Origin of the sequence: Flagellimonas lutimaris, assembly GCF_003581615.1 — a bacterium.
Classification (GTDB): domain Bacteria; phylum Bacteroidota; class Bacteroidia; order Flavobacteriales; family Flavobacteriaceae; genus Flagellimonas; species Flagellimonas lutimaris.
The window spans coordinates 680,981-705,189 of record NZ_QXFH01000070.1; the positions used below are offsets into that span (position 1 = coordinate 680,981).

Here is a 24,209-nt window from a genome sequence, read left to right on the forward strand (position 1 = left end):
GCATGTATTTCAACCTTAAAAAACTTGGTTTCTTCCTCCTCCTCTTTTTTATGATACAAATTTCCAATGGGCAAGACCAGAAACTGCCCGAATGGCAACCCGGATTTTTGGATATACACCACATTAACACGGGTAGGGGCGATGCGGCTTTTATGGTATTCCCCGATGGTACAACTATGTTGGTGGATGCAGGTGATATGTCCGAAACCCATCCGCGGACAACATCGAGCAGAAATGCGAAGCTTGTTCCCAACCGGTCCAAAACCGCTCCCCAATGGATTGTAGATTATATAGATCAATTCTTGCCTAAAAAACAGGAACGACGATTGGACTATGCCCTGATCACCCATTACCACGATGATCACTTTGGAGAGATGGATTCCTTGCGAAAAATTGCTTCTGGAGGGTATCAGCTAACGGGGGTTTTGGAAGTGGGTACCTTGATTCCCATCAAAAAATTGATCGATCGAGGATTTGATTTTCCAATCAACTTAAAAGATGCCGAAGTACAATCCCAAGAACGATTTTCGAAGGATTCCTACGGAATGATCCCTACTTTGAAAGAGTATTGGAATTTCATCACATATCAATCAGAAAAAGTGGGTTTGGAAAATGAAGCCTTACAGGTGGGAAGCAACAATCAGATTGCATTAAAACATCATCCAAAGGATTATCCCAAGTTTTCTGTTCAAAATATAGCCTCTAATGGGAATATTTGGACAGGTTACGACAATTCGTTTTACCCACTTTTTAAAGAAGGGGAGTATCCGGGAGAAAACCCGTTGAGCAATGCCATCCGAATTGATTTTGGAAAGTTCAACTATTACACGGGAGGAGATATTGCAGGCATTAATGGGTTTGGACAGACCGATATTGATGCCTTGGAATCCCACGTAGCCCCAGTTGTTGGTCCGGTGGATATAGCAACTTTGAATCATCATGGAAACCGGGATTCACAGAATCCGTTTTATGTGCGAACCATTCGTCCTAAAGTATGGATTCAGCAAAACTGGACGGCAGACCATCCAGGAGAAGAGGTGCTGAGAAGAATAACATCAAAAAAGCTTTACCCCGGCGACCGGGATATTTTTTCAACCATTATGCTGCAAGGCACCAAAGATGTGATTGGTGGTAGGTTGAATCAATATAAAAGTCAAAACGGACATATTGTTGTTCGGGTGTACGATAACGGCGACACATACGATGTTTATGTGTTGGACGATACATCCGAAGAGCGAGAAATAATAAGTAAGCATGGACCATACAAAGCGCGATAAGCACAACGCAGAATCTGTTGTGGAAGGCGATATCAATTTAACTCCTGCTCGGGAGGAATGGTTGCAGAACGAAGTGAGCGAAGAAGCTAGGGAGCTACTGGAAAAGGATGCCAAGTATTTTATGCATCAATCCATGTCCACCCCTTGTTTGGACGTACTCCAAAATTGTGGAGGGTCGTACATTGAAAGTGTATCTGGGAAGAAGTATCTCGATTTTCACGGAAACAATGTGCATCAAATCGGGTTTTCCCATCCAAAATTGATTTCAAGATTAACGGAGCAACTTCAAAACTTAACTTTTTCCACCAGAAGGTATGCCAATGAAACTGCGGTTCAATTTGCGGAGAAATTAACTTCCTATACCCCCGAAGGTCTCAATCGAATTCTATTAACACCAAATGGAAGCTCAGCAATCGGCATTGCCTTAAAATTGGCCAGGGCCGTAACGGGTAAGCACAAGGTGGTCTCCTTTTGGGATTCATTTCATGGAGCCTCTTTGGATGCGATTAGCGTCGGCGGAGAATCGGTTTTTCAAGAACATATGGGACCATTGATGCCCGGTGTGGAACGAATTCCACCTCCAATAACCTATCGGGGTATTTTTGAAGGGAATGTGGACAAAGCCCTCGAATATTTAGAGTATGTTTTGGAAAAAGACCAACAAATTGGTGCTTTTTTGGCAGAGACCATCCGCAATACGGATGTGCAGATTCCCTCGGAAAAGTTCTGGAAAGGAGCACGGGAACTCTGCAACAAACATGGTGTTTTACTTATTTTAGATGAAATCCCAATTGCTTTCGGAAGAACCGGAACTATGTTCGCTTACGAACTGTTTGGCATTGAACCCGACATTCTTTGTTTGGGAAAAGGCCTCGGAGGAGGAATAATTCCACAAGCCGCCATTGTTACCCGAGAAGAGTACAACAAATTTGGACATATTTCCCTTGGACATTATACCCACGAGAAAAGTCCGTTGGGGTCTATGGCGGGATTGACCCTTTTGGAAGTTTTGGAAGAAGAAAATCTCTTGCAAAAAGTAAAGGAGGATCAAAAATTCATGAAGAAAGCCCTTTACAAAATGCACCGAAAATATTCTTTGATCGGAGATGTGCGCGGAGTTGGGCTTATATGGGGAATCGAATTGGTAACCAATAGAACCACTAAAGAAAAAGCCATGGACGAAGCCGAGGAAATCATGTACGAATGTCTAAAACAGGGGTTGAGTTTTAAAGTTTCCAAAGGAAATGTACTCCAACTATCACCCCCATTAACCATAACCAGAGAAGAACTTGAAAGAGCCGTGGAAATTTTAAATGAGGCTTTTCTAAAAACCAATGCCATAGCCTAATGAAAAAAATCAACCAACTCCTTATTGTGTTTTGTATGGGTTTGATGCAAGTAACTGCACAAACCGAGCCCCAGACTTTGGTGCAGCCTTATCTTCAGGATGCCGAACCCAATTCCATTGTGATTATGTGGGAAACCAGCAGTGGCGAAGAAAGTATTGTGGAATGGGGCGCCACCGAGAAACTTGGTAAAAAAACATCTGGGAAAGCCGCGGATATCAATTTTTCCGATTCTAGGGTGCATACCGTAAAATTGGAGGGTCTAAAACGTTTTACAGAATATTACTATCGCGTGAAAACGGGTAAGACCAAATCCGATATTTTCCAGTTTAAGACACCTCCATTTTCAAGTGATGAGGAGTCGTTCAATATAGTTGCGATGAGCGATATGCAATACGATGGTCAGCATCCTAACAAGTTTTCGGAAATCGTGAATCAAGGAGTACTTCAATATCTCGAAAAAGAACACGGAGGTAAATTGCCCGACAATCTGGCTATGGTAATGATACCCGGCGATTTGGTTTCTACCGGAAGCAAATATTACCAATGGAAGGAGCATTTCTTTGATCCAGCCCAAAAATTATTTGCTGAGGTACCTGTCTATCCCGTTTTGGGCAACCATGAACGGAATTCCGTTTTCTATTTTAAATACTTCAGCCTTCCCGAAAATGGAACCCCTGCTTATGCTGAACATTGGTGGTATAAGGACTATGGCAATACACGAATTATTGGGTTGAATTCCAATGATGGTTACCGTGACCTTAGGGAACAATACGAGTGGCTCAAAAAAGTGTTGGCCGATACAGAAAGGAACGATGATATTGATTTTGTTTTTGCGCAATTACATCACCCGCACAAATCCGAACTTTGGATTCCCGGTGAAGAAGAATCAACGGGAAAAGTAGTTAAGATGCTCGAAGCATTCTCCACCAAAACAGGAAAGCCGAGCATTCATTTTTTTGGACATACGCACGGCTATTCCCGAGGGCAATCCAGAGATCACAAACATTTGTGGATCAATGTGGCCTCCGCAGGTGGTGCCATTGATAATTGGGGCGAGTTCGAAGGGCGTGATTATGATGAGTTCACCGTTACCCAGGACGAATATGGTTTTGTAATGGTGGAAGTGGATGGTAACCGAAATGACCCTAAATTTACGATCAAGAGAATTAGTCAAGGGAACAATATAAAGTCTAGGCAAAATGAACTTCGCGATAGTATCACCATTTGGCGATTGGATAAAAAGCCCAATGCCCCCAAAGTGGTTTCTCCAAATAACAATAAAATTGTGAATGAAGAATTTGCAGTGTTAAAGGCTGGTGAGTTTTCAAGTTCGCTTAATGAAGCATTTCATGCTGCTGCCCATTGGCAGGTTTCCGAAACACAAGATTTTGAAAAGTTGGCTTTGGATAGTTGGAAACAATTTGAAAATTGGTATTACAAGGAGAATCGCCAAAAAGAGGACGATTTGACCGACGAGAGCACAAAAAGATTAAAACCGGGCACTACCTATTATTGGAGGGTTCGGTACCGCGACCAAAATCTCAATTGGAGTGATTGGTCCAAAATAGCAACATTTAAAACACAACAAGCAAATGAAAAATAAAATTATCCTTTTGATGGCTGCGGTTGCAGCAGTATTTAATATCAATGCTCAAAACGCAGGGGACACCAAGGTGATATTGATCACTTTGGATGGTTTTCGCTGGCAGGAATTGTTCACGGGAGCAGACTCTCTTTTAATTGGTAACAAGGATTATGTCCACAATGCCGATATGTTGAAAGAGGCTTTTTGGAGGGAAACACCAGAAGAAAGAAGGGAAGTGCTTTTGCCATTTTTTTGGGGTCAAGTGGAAAAGATGGGTCAGATCCATGGAAATCGAAAGTCGGGCAGTAAAGTAAACTTGACCAACTCCATGTGGTTTTCCTACCCAGGCTACAACGAAATTTTGACAGGAACCGCGGATGACGAACGTATCACAAGTAATGATAAAATACCGAACCCCAACACCACCATTTTGGAACGGTACAACAATACCTCTCAAGGTAAAGGAAAAGTAGCTGCCTTTGGCAGCTGGGATGTGTTTCCGTTCATCATCAACGAAGAGCGTTCCGGCGTTCCGGTAAATGCAGGTTTTGAAGCCGCTACGGGAAATTTGAACGAAAGGGAAAGATTCTTGAACCAGCTTCAGGAACAGATACCGAGTCCTTGGGGTTCGGTTCGGTTGTATGCATTTACGCATCATTATGCCTTGGAACATATGAAAAAAGAGTATCCGAAGCTTGTTTATATTTCTTATGGAGAAACCGATGATTTTGCCCATGATGGGGATTATCAAGCCTATTTGAAATCTGCTCATAATACCGATTCTCTCATCAAAGAGATTTGGGAATTTACCCAACAGGATGATTTTTATAAAGATCAAACCGTTTTCATCATTACAACCGATCATGGTAGGGGAACACAACCTTTGGATACTTGGAGAAGTCATGGAAGCGACATAAAAGGTGCAGGTCAGGTTTGGATGGTAGCTTTTGGAAAGAATGTAAAGCCTTTGGGCGAAGTTCATCAACAGGAACAATTGTATTCCAACCAATTCGCACCCACAATTTTAAAATTGTTGGGAATGCCTATTATGAAAGAAATAAAGGGGGGACCCTTAAAATTATAAGTTTAAGTAGGTTTGATTCAGTTTATTAGTTTAAGTTAATGCCAAAGACCCGTATTAAGTGTGCGGGTCTTTTTTTTTAGGGCCATTGAATAATACCCACTGTTTTTGCCAAAATAGTTACCTTAGGGCAGTGTATTTAAACAATATGGAAGAAGAGCTTTTAGGAACATTCAGCAATTATTTTGAACAACCCCTTATCGATGAGATACTTGCAGAGGGGAAATTAATGGAAGTCCCTGCGGGCGAAACCATCATGGACATAGGGCAGTATATTAGAAGCATACCATTGATGTTGTCCGGGGCCATAAAAGTACTTCGGGAAGATGAAGAGGGTGATGAACTGCTTTTGTACTACTTGGAACAGGGCGAAACTTGCTCGGTAACCATGGCATGCTGCATGGGTCATACAAAAAGTGAAATTAGAGCCATTACTGAGACAGAGACCAAACTTATTATGGTTCCCGTTCAGAAAATGGAAGAATGGATGGCCAAGTACAAAGGGTGGCGCAATTATGTTTTTGATAGTTATCAAAATCGCTTAAACGAACTGCTTCAGACCGTGGACAGTATTGCCTTTAAAAATTTAGATCAACGACTTATGGATTATCTCAAAAAGAAGGTTGAGGTAACCAAGGATAATCGCATAAAAAGCACACATCAAGAGATTGCCTATGATTTGCATACCTCAAGGGTGGTGGTTTCCAGATTGCTCAAAAAACTGGAAAAAATGAAAAAGCTTGTGCTCCATAGAAATTATATTCATGTCGTAGACCTATAAGTTTGTGCCCTTTGTTACTGTTGTTTGCCCTTAGGCAACCTATTTTTGCATAAAACCAATCGCATGCTCAAAAGGATTTTTCCTTTTTTAACGTGGATAAGAACCTATAATCGCTCATTGCTCTATGGCGATTTAATTGCAGGTATCACTGTAGGAATTATGCTGGTTCCTCAAGGTATGGCCTATGCCATGATTGCAGGTATGCCTCCCATTTATGGGCTGTACGCAGCATTGGTGCCCCAATTTGTTTATGCCATTACAGGAACGTCAAGGCAATTGGCGGTTGGACCTGTTGCCATGGACTCTTTGTTGGTAGCAGCAGGAATTGGAGCCATGCAACTATCGGGAGAGGGAGCCTATATCTCAGCGGTGATATTCCTAACCTTACTCATAGGATTGGTTCAATTACTTTTCGGGTTCCTTAAAATGGGGGCCTTTGTAAACTTTTTGTCCAAGCCGGTGATCAATGGCTTTACTTCGGCGGCCGCCATATTGATTGGACTGGGACAATTAAAGCATATACTTGGGATTGAATTGCCGCAATCAGGAAAAATATACGTACTGCTAGGGAGTATCTTTAAAAATTTGAATCATGTTCATCTTTTGACATTTGTTCTCGGTGTTTTGGTGATTCTGCTCATCATCGGTTTAAAAAAAATCAGCAAAAAATTGCCCATTCCTCTATTAATCGTGGTTCTGGGAATTTTGGGTGTAGTATTGTTTGGCCTTGAAGGTAAAGGGATCCATGTTGTAGGTGAAATTCCACAGGGACTTCCCAAATTTGAATTGCCTATTGGGCATTGGGATAAAATCGGCAAATTTCTGCCCATTGCACTTACGGTTGCCTTGTTCGGATTCATGGAATCCATCTCCATTGCCAAAACTTTGGAAGAAAAACATCCGGAATACGAACTAGATGCCAATCAGGAGCTACGGGCATTGGGATTGTCCAATATCTTGGGTTCATTCTTTCAATCGTTCTCGGTCTCCGGTGGATTTTCAAGGAGTGCTGTTAACGATGAGTCGGGCGCAAAAACTAGCATGTCGCTTGTTTTTAGCACATTGGTCATTGCAGCTATATTGTTGTTTCTTACTCCTTTGTTCCATAACCTTCCTACCTTGGTATTGGGAGGAATCATCATTGTATCCGTTTTTGGTTTGATTGATGTCAAATACCCATTGTTTCTATGGAAAAATAGAAAGGATGAGTTCCTGTTGTTAATAGCAACCTTTGTGATGACACTTTCCATTGGTTTGATCGAGGGTATTATTTTAGGAGTATTGATTTCGTTGTTATTGTTGGTCTATCGTATCTCCAAACCCCATGTTGCCATTTTGGGTAGGATAAAAGGAACAGATTATTTTAAGAATATCACCCGTTTTTCGGAGGACGTAGAAGTTTACGACAATACGTTGATTCTTCGTTTTGATGCACAGCTTTATTTTGGGAACAAAGACTATTTTAAAAAGCAGCTTTATCAAGAAGTCGGTAAAAAAGGTACTAAGCTAAAGTTTGTGATTCTTAATGCCGAAGCCATAAATTATATTGATAGTAGTGCTGCAGTATTGTTGGAACGGATAATTTTGGAGCTCCGGGAAAAGAATATTCAGTTTTTGATAGCAGGGGCCATTGGACCTACAAGGGACATCCTTTATTCAAGCGGAATAATCAATATTTTGGGAGAAGAAAACCTATTTGTACAAACCATTGATGCTGTTGAATGTTGCACGAATCATCAAGAACGAAGTACGATTCAAAAAAAGGTGTCTTTGCAATCACAGAAAAAGAGTTTGTAACTTAAGTCACAGAACATTAGAAAACACAAGATTATATTTGGTAAAAACCATATCACATGAAAATTGAACAAATTTATACAGGATGCTTGGCCCAAGGGGCGTATTATATAGAGAGTGAAGGGGAAGCGGCGATTATTGACCCATTAAGGGAAGTGAAGCCCTATATTAAAAAAGCCGAGGAAGATGGAGCCAAAATCAAATACATTTTTGAAACACATTTCCATGCTGATTTTGTAAGTGGACACGTAACCCTATCCAAAGAAACAGGCGCACCCATTGTATATGGCCCAACAGCGAAACCTTCTTTTGATGCTATTATTGCAGAAGATGGGCAAGAGTTCAAATTGGGTAAAATTACCATAAAAGTGTTGCACACCCCAGGGCACACAATGGAAAGTTCAACCTTTTTGTTGAAAGATGAAAATGGAAAGGACCATGCTATTTTTAGTGGGGACACTTTGTTTCTTGGAGATGTCGGTCGTCCGGATTTGGCCCAAAAAGCGGCACATATGACACAGGAAGAATTGGCGGGAACTTTGTTCGATAGCCTTCGTAACAAAATTATGCCCTTGGCCGATGATGTTATTGTTTATCCTGCTCACGGCGCTGGTTCTGCTTGTGGAAAGAACATGATGAAAGAAACAGTGGATACTTTGGGCAATCAGAAAAAGATGAACTATGCCTTAAGGGCAGATATGACCAAAAAGGAATTTGTTGAAGAAGTTACAGAAGGTCTATTGCCACCACCTCAATACTTCCCGTTGAACGTGAAGTTGAACAAGGAAGGCTATGAGGATATCGATACCGTTTTGGAACGGGGAACCCAAGCCTTGAGCCCGGATGCTTTTGAAGTTGCGGCCAATGAGACCGGGGCCATTATCCTTGATGTTCGTCATCAGGACGATTTTGCAAAAGGACACGTGCCAAGATCCATTTTCATAGGATTGGACGGAAGCTTTGCACCTTGGGTGGGAGCACTTATTGCCGATGTTTCACAACCTATCTTATTGGTTACTCCCGAAGGAAAAGAAGAAGAAACCGTTACTCGACTTTCTAGGGTTGGTTTTGATAAAACCTTGGGATATTTGAAAGGTGGCATTGATGCTTGGAAAGAAGCAGGTAAGGAAATAGACACTGTTGTCAATGTAAATGCCGAGCAATTCAAGCAAAAGGTCGATGAAGGAGTTCCTGTGTTCGATGTAAGAAAAGAATCTGAATTCAATGCAGAGCACGTTGTAGATGCACATTTGACCCCCTTGGATTACCTTAACGATCATATCGCCGAATTTCCAGAAGAGGAAACATTCTACATCCATTGTAGAAGTGGATATAGAAGTATGGTTGCAGCATCCATTCTTAAAGGCAGAGGAATTCATAATTTGGTCGATGTTTCTGGTGGGTTTGAAGACATTAAAAAAGTTGGAACGCCCGTGACCGACTATGTATGTCCAACTACCTTAAAATAGGGTTGACAATGAAGAACATTCTCAGGTTGGCCTTGAGCTTGGTACTCTTGATGGGGGTCTCCTCTTGTCAATCGCAAGAAAGCGCCAACATCACAAAAGTTGATAATACCTTCATAAAACAGGAAGTAATTGGTAAGAATGTACAATTGGTGGATGTAAGAACACCAAATGAATACAATTCTGGTCACATTGACAATGCCGTTAATTTTGATTTGAGTAGACAAAAGGCTTTTATACAACAGATCAATACCCTGGACAAGGATAAACCCGTTTACCTTTATTGTGCTGTCGGGTCGCGTAGTGCCTATGCAGCAAAAATTCTTGAACGCGAAGGCTTCACAAAAATTTTTGATTATTCAGGCGGCTACATGGATTGGGTAAGGAATCAATAAGTTTTTGGATTATTTTTTCTTGTGTAACCATCGTTACTGACCAGACTTTTTATCCTGGGTATTTTGCCCTATATAAATACTAAAACAGAATATGTCATTATTAAGCTTTTTGTTCAAAGGGCAAACACTTCCCGATGAAGTTGAAATCTTAGATAGAGAGGATTATAAAAAAGCAATTACCAGAGGTAAGGTTCAGTTGGTCGATGTTAGAACCAAGAGAGAATTTATGTCAGGCCATATTAAAGGGGCCAAGAACATTGATTTTTTTCAGGGATCTGCATTCGAGACCGCTTTCTCAAAATTGAAAAAAGACAAACCTATATACCTATACTGCCAATCTGGAAATAGAAGTCAAAAGGCAGCAAGAAAGCTTGTAAATATGGGATTTGCCAAAGTGTATGACCTCCGAGGAGGGTATAGAACATGGAGCTATTAATTTGGAAATAGAGCAAAATGAAAACTAAATTCCAAGTACAAAATCTCAAATGCGGGGGATGTGCCAAAACCATTTCCAATAAGCTTTCGGGTATAAAAGAAATTAAAGATGTGATTGTGGAGAAGGATAGCTCATCGGTTAGCTTTGATCATCAAAGCGCCGATGATGCTTCCTTAGTTAAAGAAATCCTTAGGAATCTGGGTTACCCCACTATCGATGATGAAAATGGTTTTGTTGAGAAAGCAAAATCTTTTGTAAGTTGTGCAAGTGGTAAAATGGCACAATGATGAAAAAACTTTCCATTTCCATATTGTTTGTATTATTGATGCTTTCCTGCAAACAGGGACCTAAAACAACTGATGGTGACCCTAAATCGGTGGCACAATTAACCGCTTCCTCTCCTGAAGCGGGCAAAAAATTGATGGAAACCAAATGTTACCTATGCCACAACCCATCTGTTCCAGAGAACGGGCAACGTATTGGTCCGCCTATGGTAGCGGTAAAAGCACATTATCTGGATGTTTACGAGGATAAAGAAGCATTTGTGAAGGGTATAATGGAGTTTGTGAAAGCACCTTCAGAAGAAAATACCATGATGCGGGGCGCTGTAAGAAGATTTGGATTGATGCCTTCCCAGCAATTCCCAGAAGAAGAACTCCAAAAAATAGCCGAGTACATTTACGATTATCAAATTGAAGAGCCCGATTGGTTCAAAGAACATTGGATGGACAGACGGGGCGACTCGTTGTACAATCGAGGAAAAAAGCTAACGGTTACACCCAAAGAGCAAAGTCCTAAAGAATTGGGAATGAAATATGCTTTGGAAACAAAAAAAGTGCTGGGTAAAAACCTTATGGGAACCATTCAAAACAAAGGCGTTGATGAGGCGGTTGTTTTTTGTAATGAGAAAGCCTATCCGTTGACGGATAGTATGTCAACAAATTTCAATGCTCGAATAAAAAGGGTTTCAGACAAGCCTAGAAATCCAAACAATAAAGCCAATGATACCGAATTGGCTCATATAGCAACCTTTAAAAGCAAAGTTGCGACTGGAGAGTCGGTTGAACCCATTTTAAAGGAAGAGAACGGAAAAATCTATTTCTACTATCCCATTGTTACCAATACCATGTGTTTGAATTGCCATGGAACTCCGGAAAAAGAAATCGAACCAGAAGTATTGACCCATTTATCACAACTATATCCAGATGATAAAGCGATAGGGTATGGTGCTGATGAGGTAAGGGGGATTTGGAGCATTGTATTTGATGCTTCAAACAATTCAAACTAAAGGAATTCTTTATTTTTTTGGTCTCTTAAATCCATACACCAACTGTCCCCAAAATCCTTTGGGTAGTTTTTCATCACCAGGGAACCCCAATTTAATTTTACCACCACTTTCGGGAATGTAATTGGTCTTAAAGATATAATCCCAAATACTAAGACTTATCCCAAAATTTACGCCGTACGAATCTTCAGGAATGGTATAAGCATGGTGGTACAAGTGCATTACCGGGTTGTTCAAGATATATTTTAGTGGTCCGTAGGTCAATTTAATATTGGAGTGATTAAAATGTCCTATGGCAATGGCAGCAAAATGTACAATGTAGGCTTGTTCGGGTTCAAAACCACCAAGAACCATAACACCTATAGTTTTTAAAGGCTTGTAGAGTATATTTTCCATCCAATGGAACCTTAAATGGGCGGCAAATCCCATCTCCTTTACACTGTGATGCACTTTGTGAAACTGCCAAAGTACAGGGTATTTGTGCAAAAGCACATGGGTAAACCACTGAACAAAATCCAACACTACAAAAAAGACCAGTAATTGAACCCATTGTGGCCAATGTGCAATATCCATAATGGTCAAAGTTGTTGCGGTAATCCCTAAATCCTTAAAAAGGACTCCAAGCAATTTGTAAACACCACTTATAACAATGGCAAAAATGAAAAAGTTGAAGAACATGTAAAATGCATCCAACCAAAAATCCTTTCTAAAAATGGATTGCTCTTTGCGCCATGGGAATAGAATCTCCAACCCCCATACGATAAGGGAGATAATAATAAGGCCCCAAAAGTAATTGGAGTACCAGGGAACTTCAAATAAAATCGATTTCCATGTCCAGCGCACAGTTCCTAAAAAACCATTGGCAAGGGCATCAAAATATTCAGTCATAAGCATTAAATCTTAAGTCGCGCATTCCATTGAAACTTACCGCTAAACGGCAAAAGTCTTTTAAGAATGCATCAAAATTAAATATAGTTTAAAAATAAAGAGGACAGTGTAACCAAGGTTACCATATGTTGTATTTCCAAAAGCTACTTTTGATGTATGCTCTGTAAGAAACCGTAATGGATAAGATGCTGACGATCAGTTTCTTTTTGGTAACTTGTTGGTTAAGAATCATAAACTATCAATTATGAAAAAAAACATGGGCGGTGCAGACCGTACAATTCGAGTTATCTTGGCACTTGGTGTTGGAGCATTGTATTATTTTAATGTGATTACAGGAACATTGGCATATATACTGCTGGCATTGGCAGTAATATTTGTCTTAACAAGCTTTGTTAGTTTTTGTCCTTTGTACACCCTATTTGGGATTAATACATGCAAGGTCAAGAATTAGGTTTTTTGGTTGGTTGATAAAGGAAGCCGCTCTACTAAGAGCGGCTTTTTTTATAAAATGATAATATTCATATAAAAAAGCCTGTGTTTTATCAATTATGTAACTTTTGTTACAAGATTTTATGACTTTCCTCAATATTTTACCAATAATTGAATTTAACTAAAAAAACATGAAGTCACATTATCAAATTTTAATAATTGGTGGAGGAACGGCTGGTATTATGACCGCTGGCCAGTTATTGCGAAAAAACAAAAAGCTGGATATAGCTATAATAGAACCTTCGGAGACACATTACTACCAACCAGCATGGACGCTTGTTGGAGCTGGAACCTATGATTTTAATAAAACCAAAAAGCCCATGGCAGAGGTAATGCCCAATGGTGTGGATTGGATTAAGGACAAGGCCGTCGGTTTTGATCCAGAAAAGAATACGGTCGCGATGGAAAGTAGTGGTGATATTACCTACGATTACTTGGTAGTAGCTACAGGATTGGTAATGGAGCCTAGTATGATCAAAGGACTTCCCGAAGCTTTGGAAAAGGGAGTGGCCTGTAGTAATTACATTGACCCGGAACACACATGGGAAACGATACGGAATTTTAAAAAAGGAAATGCACTCTTCACCCAGCCTACCACACCTATTAAATGTGGTGGCGCTCCTCAGAAAATCGCCTATTTGGCCGCCGACTATTTTGGAAAGCAGGGACTTAAGGACAGTACGAATGTGATTTTTGCCACACCAGGTTCTGTAATATTTGGCGTAAAGGAAATTAGGGAAACCTTGAATAAGGTAATAGATCGTTATGGCATCCACTTTAAACCATTTTATGCTCCCAAAGAGATTGATATTGAAAACAGGATCGTACACTTTAGCCATACCGCACCCGAAGAGAACAGATGTGTTATCAATGAAGATAACGAGTTAGGAGAAAAAATGATTGGGGATGTGGATATCCAAGTGCCTTTTGATATGTTGCATATCGCCCCTCCACAGGCAGCACCAAAATTTATACGTGAATCGATATTGGCAAACGAAGCAGGTTGGTTGGATGTAGACCATTTTTCCATGCAGCACAATAAGTATTCGAATGTATTCGGCCTAGGGGATGTAGCAGCCTTGCCAACGGCCAAAACTGGAGCTGCGGTTCGGAAGCAAGTTCCAATTGTGGTCGACAATATTATAAGTTTGCTCGGTGGAAAAACTGCTGAGAACCATTCCTATAATGGCTACTCGTCATGCCCGCTGGTAACAGGGTTTGGCAAAATGACCTTAGCGGAGTTTGATTACAACAATAATTTTATTCCAGACCCAAAACTAAAACGCATGTTGGTCTTTAATAGTGCCAAAGAACATTGGAGACTTTGGATGCTAAAAAAATATGGACTTCCATATTTGTATTGGAACAAAATGATGAAAGGTAAAAATGTTTAGAATCAAATAATCAGAAAACTTTAATCCTGAGGAATATCATGTTTTAAAGGAGGTTTTCCGATTAAATTTGGTTCAAAATAAAAACCAATACATTTTGAAAACCCTGAATATTCCTTTAGTCGTATGGGAGAACGGTATCTGGATGATAGGTCTGTTTGCCCTTGTGGTCGTTATTTTAATAGTAGCAGTTTTGGCCATGATGAACAGTGGTAAAAAGTAAACACTAACCACATATTTAAGAGATGGATTTAACATAAGAATGTTTTTTATGTTAAATCCATTTTGTTTGTAACTTTAGTAACCTAATAAAGTTAGCGATAAAGCTACTTTTGAAAGCACAAAATATCACTTATGGAAACCGAAATACTTGCTCGGATCCAATTTGCCTTTACTGTTGCTTTTCATTACATATATCCCCCACTTAGTATAGGTCTTGGATTATTATTGGTCATTTTTGAAAGTATTTATATTCGAACCAAAAATGAAGCCTATCACAAACTGGCCCGTTTCTGGACCAAAATTTTTGCACTGACTTTTGGTATCGGTGTTGTTACCGGTATTGTCATGGAATTTGAATTCGGTACCAACTGGGCCGTATATTCCCGTTATGTAGGTGATGTATTTGGTAGTGCTCTTGCCGCTGAAGGTATTTTTGCCTTCGCTTTGGAGAGTGGATTCCTGGGAATATTGTTGTTTGGCTGGAACAGGGTGAAGCCTTGGGTACATTTGGTGTCTACCATTGGAGTGTTTCTAGGTTCCATGTTTTCTGCTATTTGGATTGTAGTGGCCAATAGTTGGCAACAGACCCCAGCAGGATTTCACATAGTGGGAGAGGGGATGGATGCTCGTGCCGAGATTACCGATTTTTGGGCCATGGTGTTCAACCCATCCAGTGTAGATAGACTGACACATGTATGGCTTGGAGCCTTTTTGGCGGGAGCCTTTTTGGTGTTGAGTGTACATGCCTATTATCTTTTAAAAGGGAAGTATGTAGAAATTTCCAAAAAAGCATTTAAGATTGCCTTGGTCGTAGCAACCATATTTTCTTTAGGGCAATTGTTTACAGGTCACCAATCGGCAGATGGGGTGGCGGAAAATCAACCTGCAAAACTTGCTGCACTTGAAGGTCATTTTGAAGTATCGGCACCTGCCGATATGTATATTATGGGTTGGGTGGATAAAGAAAAACAAGAGGTTACTGGATTAAAAGTGCCCGGAGGACTATCCTTTTTGTTGGATTATGATTTTGAAGCACCGGTAACCGGTCTCAATGCATTTCCTGAAGATGAACGTCCTTCCCAAATAAACGCAGTTTTTCAATTTTATCATATTATGGTGGCCATTGGTATGGCCTTGATATTTTTGACTCTTTTTGCGAGCTTTTTGATGTGGCGAGGTAAGCTCTTTAATAAAAAATGGCTACTCTGGATTTTTGTTTTCGCTGTTTTTTTACCTCAAATAGCCAATCAAGTAGGTTGGTTTGCCGCCGAAATGGGAAGGCAACCTTGGGTGGTTTATGGACTTCTGAGGACTGATCAGGCATTTTCCCAAGCCGTTTCAGAGAACCAGATTTTGTTCTCCTTGATTTTGTTCTTTTTGGTGTATGCCTTGTTGTTTGTTTTGTTTATTTATCTATTGCACAAAAAAATCAAACATGGACCTTATGAAGAATCGGAAAATGACGATACGCCTTTTGGAGGAACATTAACTCATATGTTGAAATAAGGATTATGGAAACGTTTTTAGGATTGGATTATCCCACATGGTGGTTTTTGGTAGTAGGAGGTCTTTTCTCAGGATATGCCATTTTGGATGGTTTTGATTTTGGGGCGGGCGCATGGCATCTCTTTCTAAAGAAAGAGAATAGCCGTAGAATCGCATTGAATGCTGTTGGTCCGGTTTGGGATGGCAACGAGGTTTGGTTGGTCATTGGAGGGGGCGCATTATTTGCAGGATTCCCTGTAATGTATGCCACCTTGTTTTCGTCCTTGTATATTCCTTTTATGTTGTTTTTGTTGTTCATCATTTTTAGGGCCATTTCCATTGAGTTTAGGGGTAAGGAGCCAATGCTCTGGTGGCGTAGGCTTTGGGATGTTTGCTATAGTATTTCCAGTATAATGTTGGCTTTTTTATTGGGTGTTGTGCTTGGTAATGTATTGCAGGGAATAGCCATAGGAGAAAACTATCAATACGAAGGAGGCGTACTTTTCGAATTTTTGAATCCTTATGCATTGATGACAGGGTTCACCACATTGTCACTTTTTATGGCTCATGGGGCTATTTTTCTTTTGTTAAAAACAGAAGGAAGGTTATTTGCCAAGTTGACCCTGCTTTTAAAAAGAGGAATGATCTTTTTTATGGTCAGCTTTGCTGTGACCACCCTATACACCTTAATTTATATACCCCATCTATCAGACGATTTTAAGACCAATCCATCACTTTTTATAATTCCGTTGCTCACTTTTCTCAGTATTGCCAATGTGCCCAGACTGGCCGAAAAGCGAAAATATAAATGGGCCTTTTTATTTTCATCATTGACCATAGCATTTTTGTTGGTATTGGTAGCAGTTGAACTGTATCCCGTTTTGTTGCGCTCCACCATAGATCCACAATATAATATAGATGTATACAATGCTGCCTCTTCCACAAAATCCTTGCAGATTATGATGGTTATTGTAGCCATCGGAACACCTTTGGTGCTCTTCTATACCATTTTTGTCTACAAAACTTTCTGGGGAAAAGTAAAATTGGACGAAACCAGTTATTAAAGACTGAGTCAATTCAATATCAAGACCCTGCATATGTAGGGTCTTTTTAGTTAATGTTTTGTTTAAAGTTAAGCATTCGGTAACTAATGTTACTGATGTTCATCGGCTTAATAATGACTTTTAGAAAAAAAAGTTATGAAAGTACGTATTGAAAGAATTGGTTCCGTTTTTATTATGGTACTATTGGTGTCCGCGATGATTTTTGGATGTTCGGACTCCAATGATGATTCAGTTGACCCACAAATTGAAAACAGTATCGATGATGATGTCAATGATGATGTCAATGATGATATAAATGACGATGACGTAGATGATGGGTCTTCAAAAGTTAATGAGGATGAAGCAGCATTGTTGTTTATGTTGGAGGAGGAGAAACTAGCAAGGGATACCTACAAGTTTTTGAACGAATACTGGGGCATGGTACAATTTGAAAACATTATGCAAAGCGAACAATCCCACATGGATGCCGTGGAAATATTGTTGAACGCTTACGACATTGAATATGAAATATTGGGAGAAGGTGTCTTCGAAAATGAGGACCTTCAGGCATGGTATGACAAATTTGTAGAAGATGGGGTTGTTGATGAAGTAGCTGCCCTAACGGTAGGTGCGACCATTGAAGATTTGGATATTGTAGATTTGGAAGAACAAATCCAGGCTACCTCCAATACGGATATTGCAGAGGTGTTTTCAAGTTTGCAGTGTGGTTCCCGAAATCATTTAAGAAGTTTTGTACAGAGTATCGAAACTCTTGGAGAAACCTACACTCCACAGTTTCTCACACAAGAAGAATTTGATGCTATTTTAGAAGGTTCGCACGAACAGTGCAATTAAGCCAAAAAGTATATTGGAATAATCAATGTCTATGTTGTTGAATTGGTATTGATCGATATAATAGCTTAGATCCTGATTTTCATCATTGTTCAGCACCTCAATACAGGTTTACTTTGTAAAGTTTTCTCTGTATTGAGGTTTTTTTTATGCAATTTTCTCAGTAACACAAGTTACTGTGCGGGTATTTTAACAAATCTATTTTTGGCACAAATTAATTACGTATATGAAACGATTATTTGTTTTAATAATATTCTTTTATGCACAGGGACAATTGTTTGCCCAAGATCATGTAAAGATTTCCTTGGAGGATGTCTTGATGCGGGTACAAGAGTCCAATGCTAGTATTAAGGTGTCCGAGCAGGAAGCCCGGATGGCCAAATATGACTATAGGTTTTCCAACTCCATCTTCTTGCCACAGATTTCTGTTTCACATACAGGAATGGCAACCACGAATCCTTTGATGGCTTTTGGTTCCAAACTCAACCAGGAGATCTTGACCCAAGCGGATTTTAATCCTGATTTATTGAATGATCCTGATCAGATTGAAAATTATGCTACAAAAGTATCTGTGGAACAACCCTTGATCAACTTAGATGGGTTTTATCAACGCAAAGCTGCTAAAACCACCATGGAAGCCAAAGAGCTTCAAGCCATGAGAACAAGGGATTATCTCGATTTTGAAGCTCAAAAAGCATATGGTCAATTACAATTGGCACATAGAGCCGTAAGTGTATTTCAAAAAGCTTACGATGCAGCAAATGCAAACTTGAACATGGCACAGAACAGCTATGATCAAGGATTACTTCAAAAAGCGGATTTGTTAGAAGTGAAAGTTCGAGTGACCGAGGTTTCCGATCAACTGAAGACAGCTAAAAGCAATGTGAAAAATGCTTCGGACTATTTAGCCTTTTTAATGAACGAACAAGGAGATGTGGTCTATGAGCCATCTGAAGAGTTGGTGCCGGAAAATCTAGGTAAAACTGTAGAAAGTTCATTGGAAAACAGGGCAGATGTAAAGGCTATGGATTTGGTTTCTGAAGCTTATAAGGCAAACATGAGGGCAGATAATATGACCTTTTTACCAAGGCTTAACGCCTTTGCCAGCTACGAAATGTACGATGATCAAATTTTCCAAGCAGATGCCAAGGGATACATTATTGGAGCAAGTTTAAGCTGGGATGTTTTTAAAGGTTCCCAACGATTTGCCAAAGCAGGAAAGAGCAAGACGAGTTATGAAAAAGCAAAACAAGAATACGAACAGTACGTCGCCAAAAGCACTATGGAGCTACAACGCACCAAAAGGATGGTCGAAGATGCGAAAAGCAGGCTCGAGACATCAAAATTGGCTATGGAGCAATCTGAAGAATCATTGAGGATTCGCACCAATCGATTTAAAGAAGGTTTGGAAAAAACAACAGATTTGTTGGGTGCGGAAGCTACTTATGCCGAAAAACAATTGGCCTATTATCAAACCATTTTTGAATACAATCAAGCACAATCCTTATTAACATTTTTAACCAAAGAATAATCGCAAAATGAAAAACATTACGATATATAAAAGCTTCACTTTAATCCTAGCATTGGGATTGACCCTTACAGGATGTGGAAGTGACGAAAAACAAGCGGTGGACACTGCAGAAGCTGTATCGGTCACTGTTGCCGATGTGGATACTGGTGATAGTTCCACCATTTTGGCGGGTAGTGGTCAAATACAAGCTGTAAATAGCGCCACTTTGAGTACCAGAATGATGGGGTATGTAGAAGCCTTGCCCGTTAAGATTGGACAAAAAGTAAGAAAGGGAGACCTCCTTATTTCCATCAACAACGGGGACCTAAGAGCCAAGAAAGCACAGGTGGAGGCATCCATTACGGAGGCAACCGTTGCGTTCAACAATGCTAAGAAAGACTACGAAAGGTTCCAGAACCTTTTTCGCGAAAACAGTGCTTCTCAAAAAGAACTGGATGATATGACTGCGCGCTACGAAATGGCAAAAGCCAGATTGGAAGCCGCAAACCAAATGAAGAACGAAGTAAACTCCCAATTTGCTTATGCCAACATTAGGGCACCTTTTAGTGGGGTGGTCACCAATACCTACATAGATGAAGGTGATATGGCCAATCCAGGTGTTCCGTTGGTGTCCGTGGAATCTCCAGGAACATTTGAAGTGGTTGCCAAAGTTGCTGAAAACAACATTTCTAGTGTTGAGGTGGGAACAAAGGCACAAATTCTTGTAAAGACTTTGGATACCATCATTACTGGAAAAGTATCCGAATTGAGTGCCTCGGCACAAAATACAGGCGGACAATATTTGATGAAGGTTTTATTAGACAAAACAGAAGCCAAGATTTTGTCAGGTATGTATGCAACCGTTAGGCTAGAGGCGGACCAAGAGAGCAATGGTAGAAAAGTTGTAACCGTTCCGTCCAAAGCCTTGGTCCATAAAGGCCAGTTGACTGGCATTTACACTTTAGGACAGGACAACGTAGCCCTTTTGCGCTGGTTGCGTTTGGGAGAAAACTATGGGGAAGAAGTGGAAGTATTGTCCGGCTTGTCCAAAGGAGACCAATATATCGTCTCAGCAGAAGGAAAGTTGTACAACGGAGCTAAAGTAACCATTCAATAACCTAAAAAAGGTACTAATGAAAGACGGACTTGCAGGAAAAATAGCCAAAGGGTTTATAAGCTCCAAACTAACGGTGCTCCTAATGATTGTGTTTATGGTCATTGGGGTGTACAGTTCTTTCCTTATTCCAAGGGAGGAGGAGCCACAGATAGATGTACCCATGGCAGATATTTTCGTGGGATATCCCGGGGCCAGCCCAACAGAGGTGGAATCCAGGATTACAAAACCACTGGAAAAAATTATATCGAACATTAAAGGCGTAGAATATGTGTATACCACTTCCATGCAGGAGCAGGGAATGGCCATTGTACAGTTTTACGTAGGAGAGGATATCGAAAGGTCTTTGGTACGCTTGTACGACGAGATCAACAAGCACATGGACCAGATGCCCGAAGGGGTCACCATGCCCTTGGTGAAAACCCGAGCCATTGACGATGTACCTATGCTCGCACTGACCCTTTGGAGCGAAGAGTACGATGATTATCAGTTAAGGCAAATTTCCGGGGAACTTATCAACGAGATTGAAAAAGTAAACGGGGTCTCCATCACCAAAAAAATAGGAGGACGTAATCGTCAGCTTCGCATTGTGGTGGATAAGGATAAAATGGCAGAATCTGGTATTGACATGTTGGCCGTGGCTCAAATGATCAAGGCCAACAACCAACAGATGGATGCCGGTAACTTCCTTTCCAACGATACGGAGTTCCACATCAGCACAGGAAATTTCTTGGAAACCAAGGAAGATCTAGAAAACCTGATTGTGGGTACCAAACAACGTCAACCCATCTATTTAAAACAGGTGGCAACGGTGTTGGATGGTCCAGAACTTCCAAAGAACTACGTTTCTCTTGGTTTTGGGGCCGCAAGTGAAAAAGCTGAGGCCTATAATTCAGAATATCCAGCAGTTACCATTTCCATCGCTAAACGAAAAGGAGCTGATGCCATGAAGATTGCCGATGTGGTATTGGAGAAGGTAGACCATCTAAAAACTACCCTAATTCCAGATGAAGTAAAGGTTGAGGTAACCCGTAACTATGGACAAACTGCATCACAAAAAGTATCAGAATTGTTGATGCACTTAATTGGAGCCATCATTGCGGTAACCTTTGTGGTAATGTTGGCCATGGGATGGCGAGGAGGACTGGTAGTGTTCCTATCCGTTCCCATCACATTTGCGTTGACTTTGCTGAGTTACTATATGTTGGATTATACCTTGAACCGAATCACCTTGTTTGCTTTGGTTTTTGTAACGGGTATTGTAGTGGATGACTCCATTATTATTGCAGAGAACATGCACCGTCACTTTAAAATGAAGCGATTGCCGTTCAAAGATGCCGCTTTGTATGCCATTAACGAAGTGGGTAACCCTACCATTTTGGCCACCTTTACGGTAATTGCATCTGTATTGCCCATGGCATTTGTATCTGGTTTGATGGGACCCTACATGTCACCAATGCCCATTGGTGCCTCCATCGCCATGTTGCTGTCGCTGTTTGTCGCATTGACCATCACCCCCTATTTGGGATATATCTTCCTAAGAGAGAAAGACAAAAAGAATAAAAAAGAAAAACAGCCGGTTGAAATCCAAGACACTTTCATTTATAAAGCTTACGCACGGTTCGAAAGCCCTTTAATAGATAGTAAGAAAAAAAGATGGATGTTCTTGGGGATTACTTTCTTCTTGTTGATTGCCTCCGTGGCCATGTTCTTTACCAAATCGGTAGCGGTAAAAATGCTTCCTTTTGACAACAAGAACGAGTTCCAAATAGTGCTAGACCTTCCTGAAGGGACCACTTTGGAAAGGACATCGGCTGTCACCAAAGAAATAGGCGCATATCTGTCCACACGTCCAGAAGTGGTTAACTATCAGACTTACGTGGGAACATCGGCTCCTATCACATTTAATGGATTGGTAAGGCACTACGACCTTCGTGGTGGCAGTAATATGGCCGATATTCAGGTGAACCTTGTGGATAAACACGATCGAAGTGAGCAGAGCCACGATATTGCCAAATTACTACGGCCCAAAATTCAAGAATTGGGCAAAAAGTACAATGCCAACATCAAAATTGTTGAAGTGCCACCTGGACCTCCTGTTTTGTCAACCATTGTGGCCGAAGTATATGGTCCCGATTATGACAAGCAGATGGAACTTGCTGATAAAGTGAAGGGCATTTTGAACAATACCGCTGATGTAGTGGATGTAGATTGGATGGTCGAAGATGATCAAGTGGAGTATGATTTTGTGGTGGATAAGGAAAAAGCAATGTTGTATGGAGTTACTCCCCAACAAATAGTTCAAGTGATGGCGATGGCCTTTAGGGAAAATCCAGTGTCTCACATTTATCACGAAGAGGCCTTTGATCAAATCGGGATTGTACTTTCCATAAGTGAAAAGGACAAATCATCCTTGGATGAAATCAAGCAATTAAAAATCGCGTCACAAAAAGGCAATATGGTTTCTGTGGGAGACTTGGTTTCGGTAAAAGAAGGAACCAAGGCCAAAAGCATCTACAGGAAAAATCAAAAACGTGTGGTCTATGTAATGTCGGATATGGCAGGAGAATTGGAAAGCCCTGTATATGCCATTTTGGGCATGACCGATAAGCTGAACGCGTTGGAACTTCCGCAAGGATATTCCATCAACGAACTTTATATGGAGCAGCCGCAATTTGAAGATGACTACACCGTAAAATGGGATGGGGAATGGCAGATTACCCTAGAGGTATTCCGTGATCTGGGAATTGCCTTTTTGGGTGTAATCGTAATCATTTACATGTTGATCGTAGGATGGTTCCAAAACTTTAAGGCACCTATGGTGATGATGGTGGCCATACCGCTTTCATTGATCGGTATTGTGCTAGGTCACTGGTTGCTTGGAGCATTCTTTACCGCAACATCCTTTATTGGTATGATAGCCCTAGCGGGTATTATGGTAAGGAACTCGGTGCTGCTGATTGACTTTGTCAATTTGAGGCTGAAAGAGGACATTCCATTAAAGCAAGCAGTAATAGAAGCAGGTGCCGTTCGTACCACGCCTATCTTACTGACTGCTGGAACTGTTGTTATAGGAGCTTTTGTGATTTTGTTCGATCCTATTTTCCAGGGATTGGCGATATCACTTATGGGAGGAACCATAGTGTCTACCGTTTTGACTCTGTTGGTAGTACCATTGGTTTATTATATGATTGAACGCAAAAATTACAAGTAAAATGAAAATGATCATTGTTACCACGGTTGAAGAATATAAAAGCGAGGTCTTTAAATTATTTAAAAAGGCCGGTGTGGAAAGCTTTAGTGAATCTGATATTGATGGGTATAAAAGTGCAGCGCCCTTAATGTATACCAGTAGTTGGTTTCCCAGTGAAAAGGGAGGTGCTGCATCCAATATGTTCTTCTCCTTTACCGAAGAAGAAAAAGTAACTGAGTTATTTAAGTTATTGAAGGAATTCAATACTGAAAGTGAAACGACCAACCCCATTAGAGCAGTAGAAATACCCATTGAAAGAACCGTTTAAAAATCAAAAATGAAAAATAGAATAGTACGAGGAGTAGCAGGAACCTTTATATTGATAAGCTTGGCCTTGGCCATTTATGTAAATATCAATTGGCTATGGTTTACTGCCTTTGTTGGAGCCAATCTTTTACAATCATCAATTACCAAATGGTGCTTGCTTGAAGATATCCTAAAAAAGTTCGGAGTTAAGGATTCCAACGAAAATTGTTGTTAACGCAAAATTTAGGTTTTTTAATAGAGGTATTT

23 protein-coding genes are annotated in these 24,209 nt (G+C 40.5%); 22 read left to right on the forward strand and 1 reads right to left on the reverse strand.

From position 1 onward, the window contains the following. Positions 1-2: 2 nt before the first annotated feature. The 11 genes from D2V08_RS07485 to D2V08_RS07535 all read left to right on the forward strand — a co-directional run bounded on the left by D2V08_RS07485 (position 3) and on the right by D2V08_RS07535 (position 11,452). Positions 3-1,277 carry a ComEC/Rec2 family competence protein gene (locus D2V08_RS07485; RefSeq protein ID WP_119607418.1) on the forward strand — a complete coding sequence of 425 codons (1,275 nt, stop codon included), beginning with the start codon at positions 3-5 and terminating at the stop codon, positions 1,275-1,277. Beyond that, positions 1,255-2,625 carry a (R)-1-hydroxy-2-aminoethylphosphonate ammonia-lyase gene (gene pbfA / locus D2V08_RS07490; protein ID WP_119607419.1) on the forward strand — a complete coding sequence of 457 codons (1,371 nt, stop codon included), beginning with the start codon at positions 1,255-1,257 and terminating at the stop codon, positions 2,623-2,625. Before D2V08_RS07485 ends, pbfA begins: the two co-directional genes overlap by 23 nt. Then, the gene (locus D2V08_RS07495) at positions 2,625-4,229 is read left to right on the forward strand and encodes a fibronectin type III domain-containing protein (RefSeq protein ID WP_119607420.1); all 1,605 of its coding nucleotides are present in this window, start codon (positions 2,625-2,627) and stop codon (positions 4,227-4,229) included. The genes pbfA and D2V08_RS07495 overlap by 1 nt, the downstream gene beginning before the upstream one ends. Beyond that, entirely contained in the window at positions 4,219-5,295 is a 1,077-nt protein-coding gene (locus tag D2V08_RS07500; protein WP_119607421.1) for a sulfatase-like hydrolase/transferase, read from the forward strand. Before D2V08_RS07495 ends, D2V08_RS07500 begins: the two co-directional genes overlap by 11 nt. 145 nt (positions 5,296-5,440) lie before the next feature. Beyond that, positions 5,441-6,073 (forward strand): Crp/Fnr family transcriptional regulator, encoded by a 633-nt coding sequence (locus D2V08_RS07505; RefSeq protein WP_119607422.1) that lies wholly within the window; start codon positions 5,441-5,443, stop codon positions 6,071-6,073. 63 nt (positions 6,074-6,136) lie between these two features. Next, positions 6,137-7,870, forward strand: a complete 1,734-nt coding sequence (locus D2V08_RS07510) for a SulP family inorganic anion transporter (protein ID WP_119607423.1) — start codon at positions 6,137-6,139, stop codon at positions 7,868-7,870. Positions 7,871-7,926: 56 nt separating this feature from the next. Beyond that, the gene (locus tag D2V08_RS07515) at positions 7,927-9,336 is read left to right on the forward strand and encodes an MBL fold metallo-hydrolase (RefSeq protein ID WP_119607424.1); all 1,410 of its coding nucleotides are present in this window, start codon (positions 7,927-7,929) and stop codon (positions 9,334-9,336) included. An 8-nt stretch (positions 9,337-9,344) separates the two neighbouring features. Further along, complete coding sequence (locus D2V08_RS07520; RefSeq protein ID WP_119607744.1) at positions 9,345-9,728, forward strand: rhodanese-like domain-containing protein; 384 nt, start codon at positions 9,345-9,347, stop codon at positions 9,726-9,728. 91 nt (positions 9,729-9,819) lie between these two features. Continuing rightward, positions 9,820-10,164, forward strand: a complete 345-nt coding sequence (locus D2V08_RS07525; RefSeq protein ID WP_119607425.1) for a rhodanese-like domain-containing protein — start codon at positions 9,820-9,822, stop codon at positions 10,162-10,164. Positions 10,165-10,181: 17 nt separating this feature from the next. Beyond that, complete coding sequence (locus D2V08_RS07530; protein WP_119607426.1) at positions 10,182-10,451, forward strand: heavy-metal-associated domain-containing protein; 270 nt, start codon at positions 10,182-10,184, stop codon at positions 10,449-10,451. Next, positions 10,448-11,452: a c-type heme family protein gene (locus tag D2V08_RS07535; RefSeq protein ID WP_245980534.1), complete on the forward strand. Its 1,005-nt coding sequence runs from the start codon at positions 10,448-10,450 to the stop codon at positions 11,450-11,452. Before D2V08_RS07530 ends, D2V08_RS07535 begins: the two co-directional genes overlap by 4 nt. Positions 11,453-11,461: 9 nt before the next feature. Here the strand turns inward: D2V08_RS07535 and D2V08_RS07540 are convergent, their stop codons facing one another. Further along, positions 11,462-12,337: a sterol desaturase family protein gene (locus D2V08_RS07540; RefSeq protein WP_119607427.1), complete on the reverse strand. Its 876-nt coding sequence runs from the start codon at positions 12,335-12,337 to the stop codon at positions 11,462-11,464. A 244-nt stretch (positions 12,338-12,581) separates the two neighbouring features. Here D2V08_RS07540 and D2V08_RS07545 point away from each other — a divergent pair, with 244 nt between their 5' ends. The 11 genes from D2V08_RS07545 (at position 12,582) to D2V08_RS07590 (ending at position 24,177) form a co-directional block, all read left to right on the forward strand. Continuing rightward, positions 12,582-12,788 (forward strand): YgaP family membrane protein, encoded by a 207-nt coding sequence (locus tag D2V08_RS07545; RefSeq protein ID WP_119607428.1) that lies wholly within the window; start codon positions 12,582-12,584, stop codon positions 12,786-12,788. Positions 12,789-12,957: 169 nt separating this feature from the next. Then, the gene (locus tag D2V08_RS07550; protein ID WP_119607429.1) at positions 12,958-14,220 is read left to right on the forward strand and encodes an NAD(P)/FAD-dependent oxidoreductase; all 1,263 of its coding nucleotides are present in this window, start codon (positions 12,958-12,960) and stop codon (positions 14,218-14,220) included. A 94-nt stretch (positions 14,221-14,314) separates the two neighbouring features. Beyond that, positions 14,315-14,440, forward strand: a complete 126-nt coding sequence (locus D2V08_RS17645) for a hypothetical protein (protein WP_262696701.1) — start codon at positions 14,315-14,317, stop codon at positions 14,438-14,440. A 131-nt stretch (positions 14,441-14,571) separates the two neighbouring features. Beyond that, the gene (locus D2V08_RS07555; protein ID WP_119607430.1) at positions 14,572-15,945 is read left to right on the forward strand and encodes a cytochrome ubiquinol oxidase subunit I; all 1,374 of its coding nucleotides are present in this window, start codon (positions 14,572-14,574) and stop codon (positions 15,943-15,945) included. Positions 15,946-15,950: 5 nt separating this feature from the next. Then, on the forward strand, positions 15,951-16,988 hold the full coding sequence (gene cydB / locus D2V08_RS07560) for a cytochrome d ubiquinol oxidase subunit II (protein WP_119607431.1): 1,038 nt from the start codon (positions 15,951-15,953) through the stop codon (positions 16,986-16,988). A 135-nt stretch (positions 16,989-17,123) separates the two neighbouring features. Continuing rightward, the gene (locus D2V08_RS07565; protein WP_245980535.1) at positions 17,124-17,822 is read left to right on the forward strand and encodes a DUF2202 domain-containing protein; all 699 of its coding nucleotides are present in this window, start codon (positions 17,124-17,126) and stop codon (positions 17,820-17,822) included. A gap of 223 nt (positions 17,823-18,045) precedes the next feature. Further along, positions 18,046-19,350 (forward strand): TolC family protein, encoded by a 1,305-nt coding sequence (locus D2V08_RS07570; protein WP_119607432.1) that lies wholly within the window; start codon positions 18,046-18,048, stop codon positions 19,348-19,350. 7 nt (positions 19,351-19,357) lie between these two features. After that, positions 19,358-20,446: an efflux RND transporter periplasmic adaptor subunit gene (locus tag D2V08_RS07575; protein WP_119607433.1), complete on the forward strand. Its 1,089-nt coding sequence runs from the start codon at positions 19,358-19,360 to the stop codon at positions 20,444-20,446. A 16-nt stretch (positions 20,447-20,462) separates the two neighbouring features. Further along, positions 20,463-23,657, forward strand: a complete 3,195-nt coding sequence (locus D2V08_RS07580; protein ID WP_119607434.1) for an efflux RND transporter permease subunit — start codon at positions 20,463-20,465, stop codon at positions 23,655-23,657. A 1-nt stretch (position 23,658) separates the two neighbouring features. Next, on the forward strand, positions 23,659-23,964 hold the full coding sequence (locus D2V08_RS07585) for a hypothetical protein (protein ID WP_119607747.1): 306 nt from the start codon (positions 23,659-23,661) through the stop codon (positions 23,962-23,964). 9 nt (positions 23,965-23,973) lie between these two features. Further along, positions 23,974-24,177 carry a YgaP family membrane protein gene (locus tag D2V08_RS07590; protein WP_119607435.1) on the forward strand — a complete coding sequence of 68 codons (204 nt, stop codon included), beginning with the start codon at positions 23,974-23,976 and terminating at the stop codon, positions 24,175-24,177. The last annotated feature ends 32 nt before the right edge of the window (positions 24,178-24,209 follow it).

What these genes read in the sequence shown, in the direction of transcription:
- D2V08_RS07485 (WP_119607418.1), top strand. Translation starts at nt 3, where the DNA reads ATGTATTTCAACCTTAAAAAACTTGGTTTCTTCCTCCTCCTCTTTTTT.
- pbfA (WP_119607419.1), top strand. Translation starts at nt 1,255, where the DNA reads ATGGACCATACAAAGCGCGATAAGCACAACGCAGAATCTGTTGTGGAA.
- D2V08_RS07495 (WP_119607420.1), top strand. Translation starts at nt 2,625, where the DNA reads ATGAAAAAAATCAACCAACTCCTTATTGTGTTTTGTATGGGTTTGATG.
- D2V08_RS07500 (WP_119607421.1), top strand. Translation starts at nt 4,219, where the DNA reads ATGAAAAATAAAATTATCCTTTTGATGGCTGCGGTTGCAGCAGTATTT.
- D2V08_RS07505 (WP_119607422.1), top strand. Translation starts at nt 5,441, where the DNA reads ATGGAAGAAGAGCTTTTAGGAACATTCAGCAATTATTTTGAACAACCC.
- D2V08_RS07510 (WP_119607423.1), top strand. Translation starts at nt 6,137, where the DNA reads ATGCTCAAAAGGATTTTTCCTTTTTTAACGTGGATAAGAACCTATAAT.
- D2V08_RS07515 (WP_119607424.1), top strand. Translation starts at nt 7,927, where the DNA reads ATGAAAATTGAACAAATTTATACAGGATGCTTGGCCCAAGGGGCGTAT.
- D2V08_RS07520 (WP_119607744.1), top strand. Translation starts at nt 9,345, where the DNA reads ATGAAGAACATTCTCAGGTTGGCCTTGAGCTTGGTACTCTTGATGGGG.
- D2V08_RS07525 (WP_119607425.1), top strand. Translation starts at nt 9,820, where the DNA reads ATGTCATTATTAAGCTTTTTGTTCAAAGGGCAAACACTTCCCGATGAA.
- D2V08_RS07530 (WP_119607426.1), top strand. Translation starts at nt 10,182, where the DNA reads ATGAAAACTAAATTCCAAGTACAAAATCTCAAATGCGGGGGATGTGCC.
- D2V08_RS07535 (WP_245980534.1), top strand. Translation starts at nt 10,448, where the DNA reads ATGATGAAAAAACTTTCCATTTCCATATTGTTTGTATTATTGATGCTT.
- D2V08_RS07540 (WP_119607427.1), bottom strand. Translation starts at nt 12,337, where the DNA reads ATGACTGAATATTTTGATGCCCTTGCCAATGGTTTTTTAGGAACTGTG.
- D2V08_RS07545 (WP_119607428.1), top strand. Translation starts at nt 12,582, where the DNA reads ATGAAAAAAAACATGGGCGGTGCAGACCGTACAATTCGAGTTATCTTG.
- D2V08_RS07550 (WP_119607429.1), top strand. Translation starts at nt 12,958, where the DNA reads ATGAAGTCACATTATCAAATTTTAATAATTGGTGGAGGAACGGCTGGT.
- D2V08_RS07555 (WP_119607430.1), top strand. Translation starts at nt 14,572, where the DNA reads ATGGAAACCGAAATACTTGCTCGGATCCAATTTGCCTTTACTGTTGCT.
- cydB (WP_119607431.1), top strand. Translation starts at nt 15,951, where the DNA reads ATGGAAACGTTTTTAGGATTGGATTATCCCACATGGTGGTTTTTGGTA.
- D2V08_RS07565 (WP_245980535.1), top strand. Translation starts at nt 17,124, where the DNA reads ATGAAAGTACGTATTGAAAGAATTGGTTCCGTTTTTATTATGGTACTA.
- D2V08_RS07570 (WP_119607432.1), top strand. Translation starts at nt 18,046, where the DNA reads ATGAAACGATTATTTGTTTTAATAATATTCTTTTATGCACAGGGACAA.
- D2V08_RS07575 (WP_119607433.1), top strand. Translation starts at nt 19,358, where the DNA reads ATGAAAAACATTACGATATATAAAAGCTTCACTTTAATCCTAGCATTG.
- D2V08_RS07580 (WP_119607434.1), top strand. Translation starts at nt 20,463, where the DNA reads ATGAAAGACGGACTTGCAGGAAAAATAGCCAAAGGGTTTATAAGCTCC.
- D2V08_RS07585 (WP_119607747.1), top strand. Translation starts at nt 23,659, where the DNA reads ATGAAAATGATCATTGTTACCACGGTTGAAGAATATAAAAGCGAGGTC.
- D2V08_RS07590 (WP_119607435.1), top strand. Translation starts at nt 23,974, where the DNA reads ATGAAAAATAGAATAGTACGAGGAGTAGCAGGAACCTTTATATTGATA.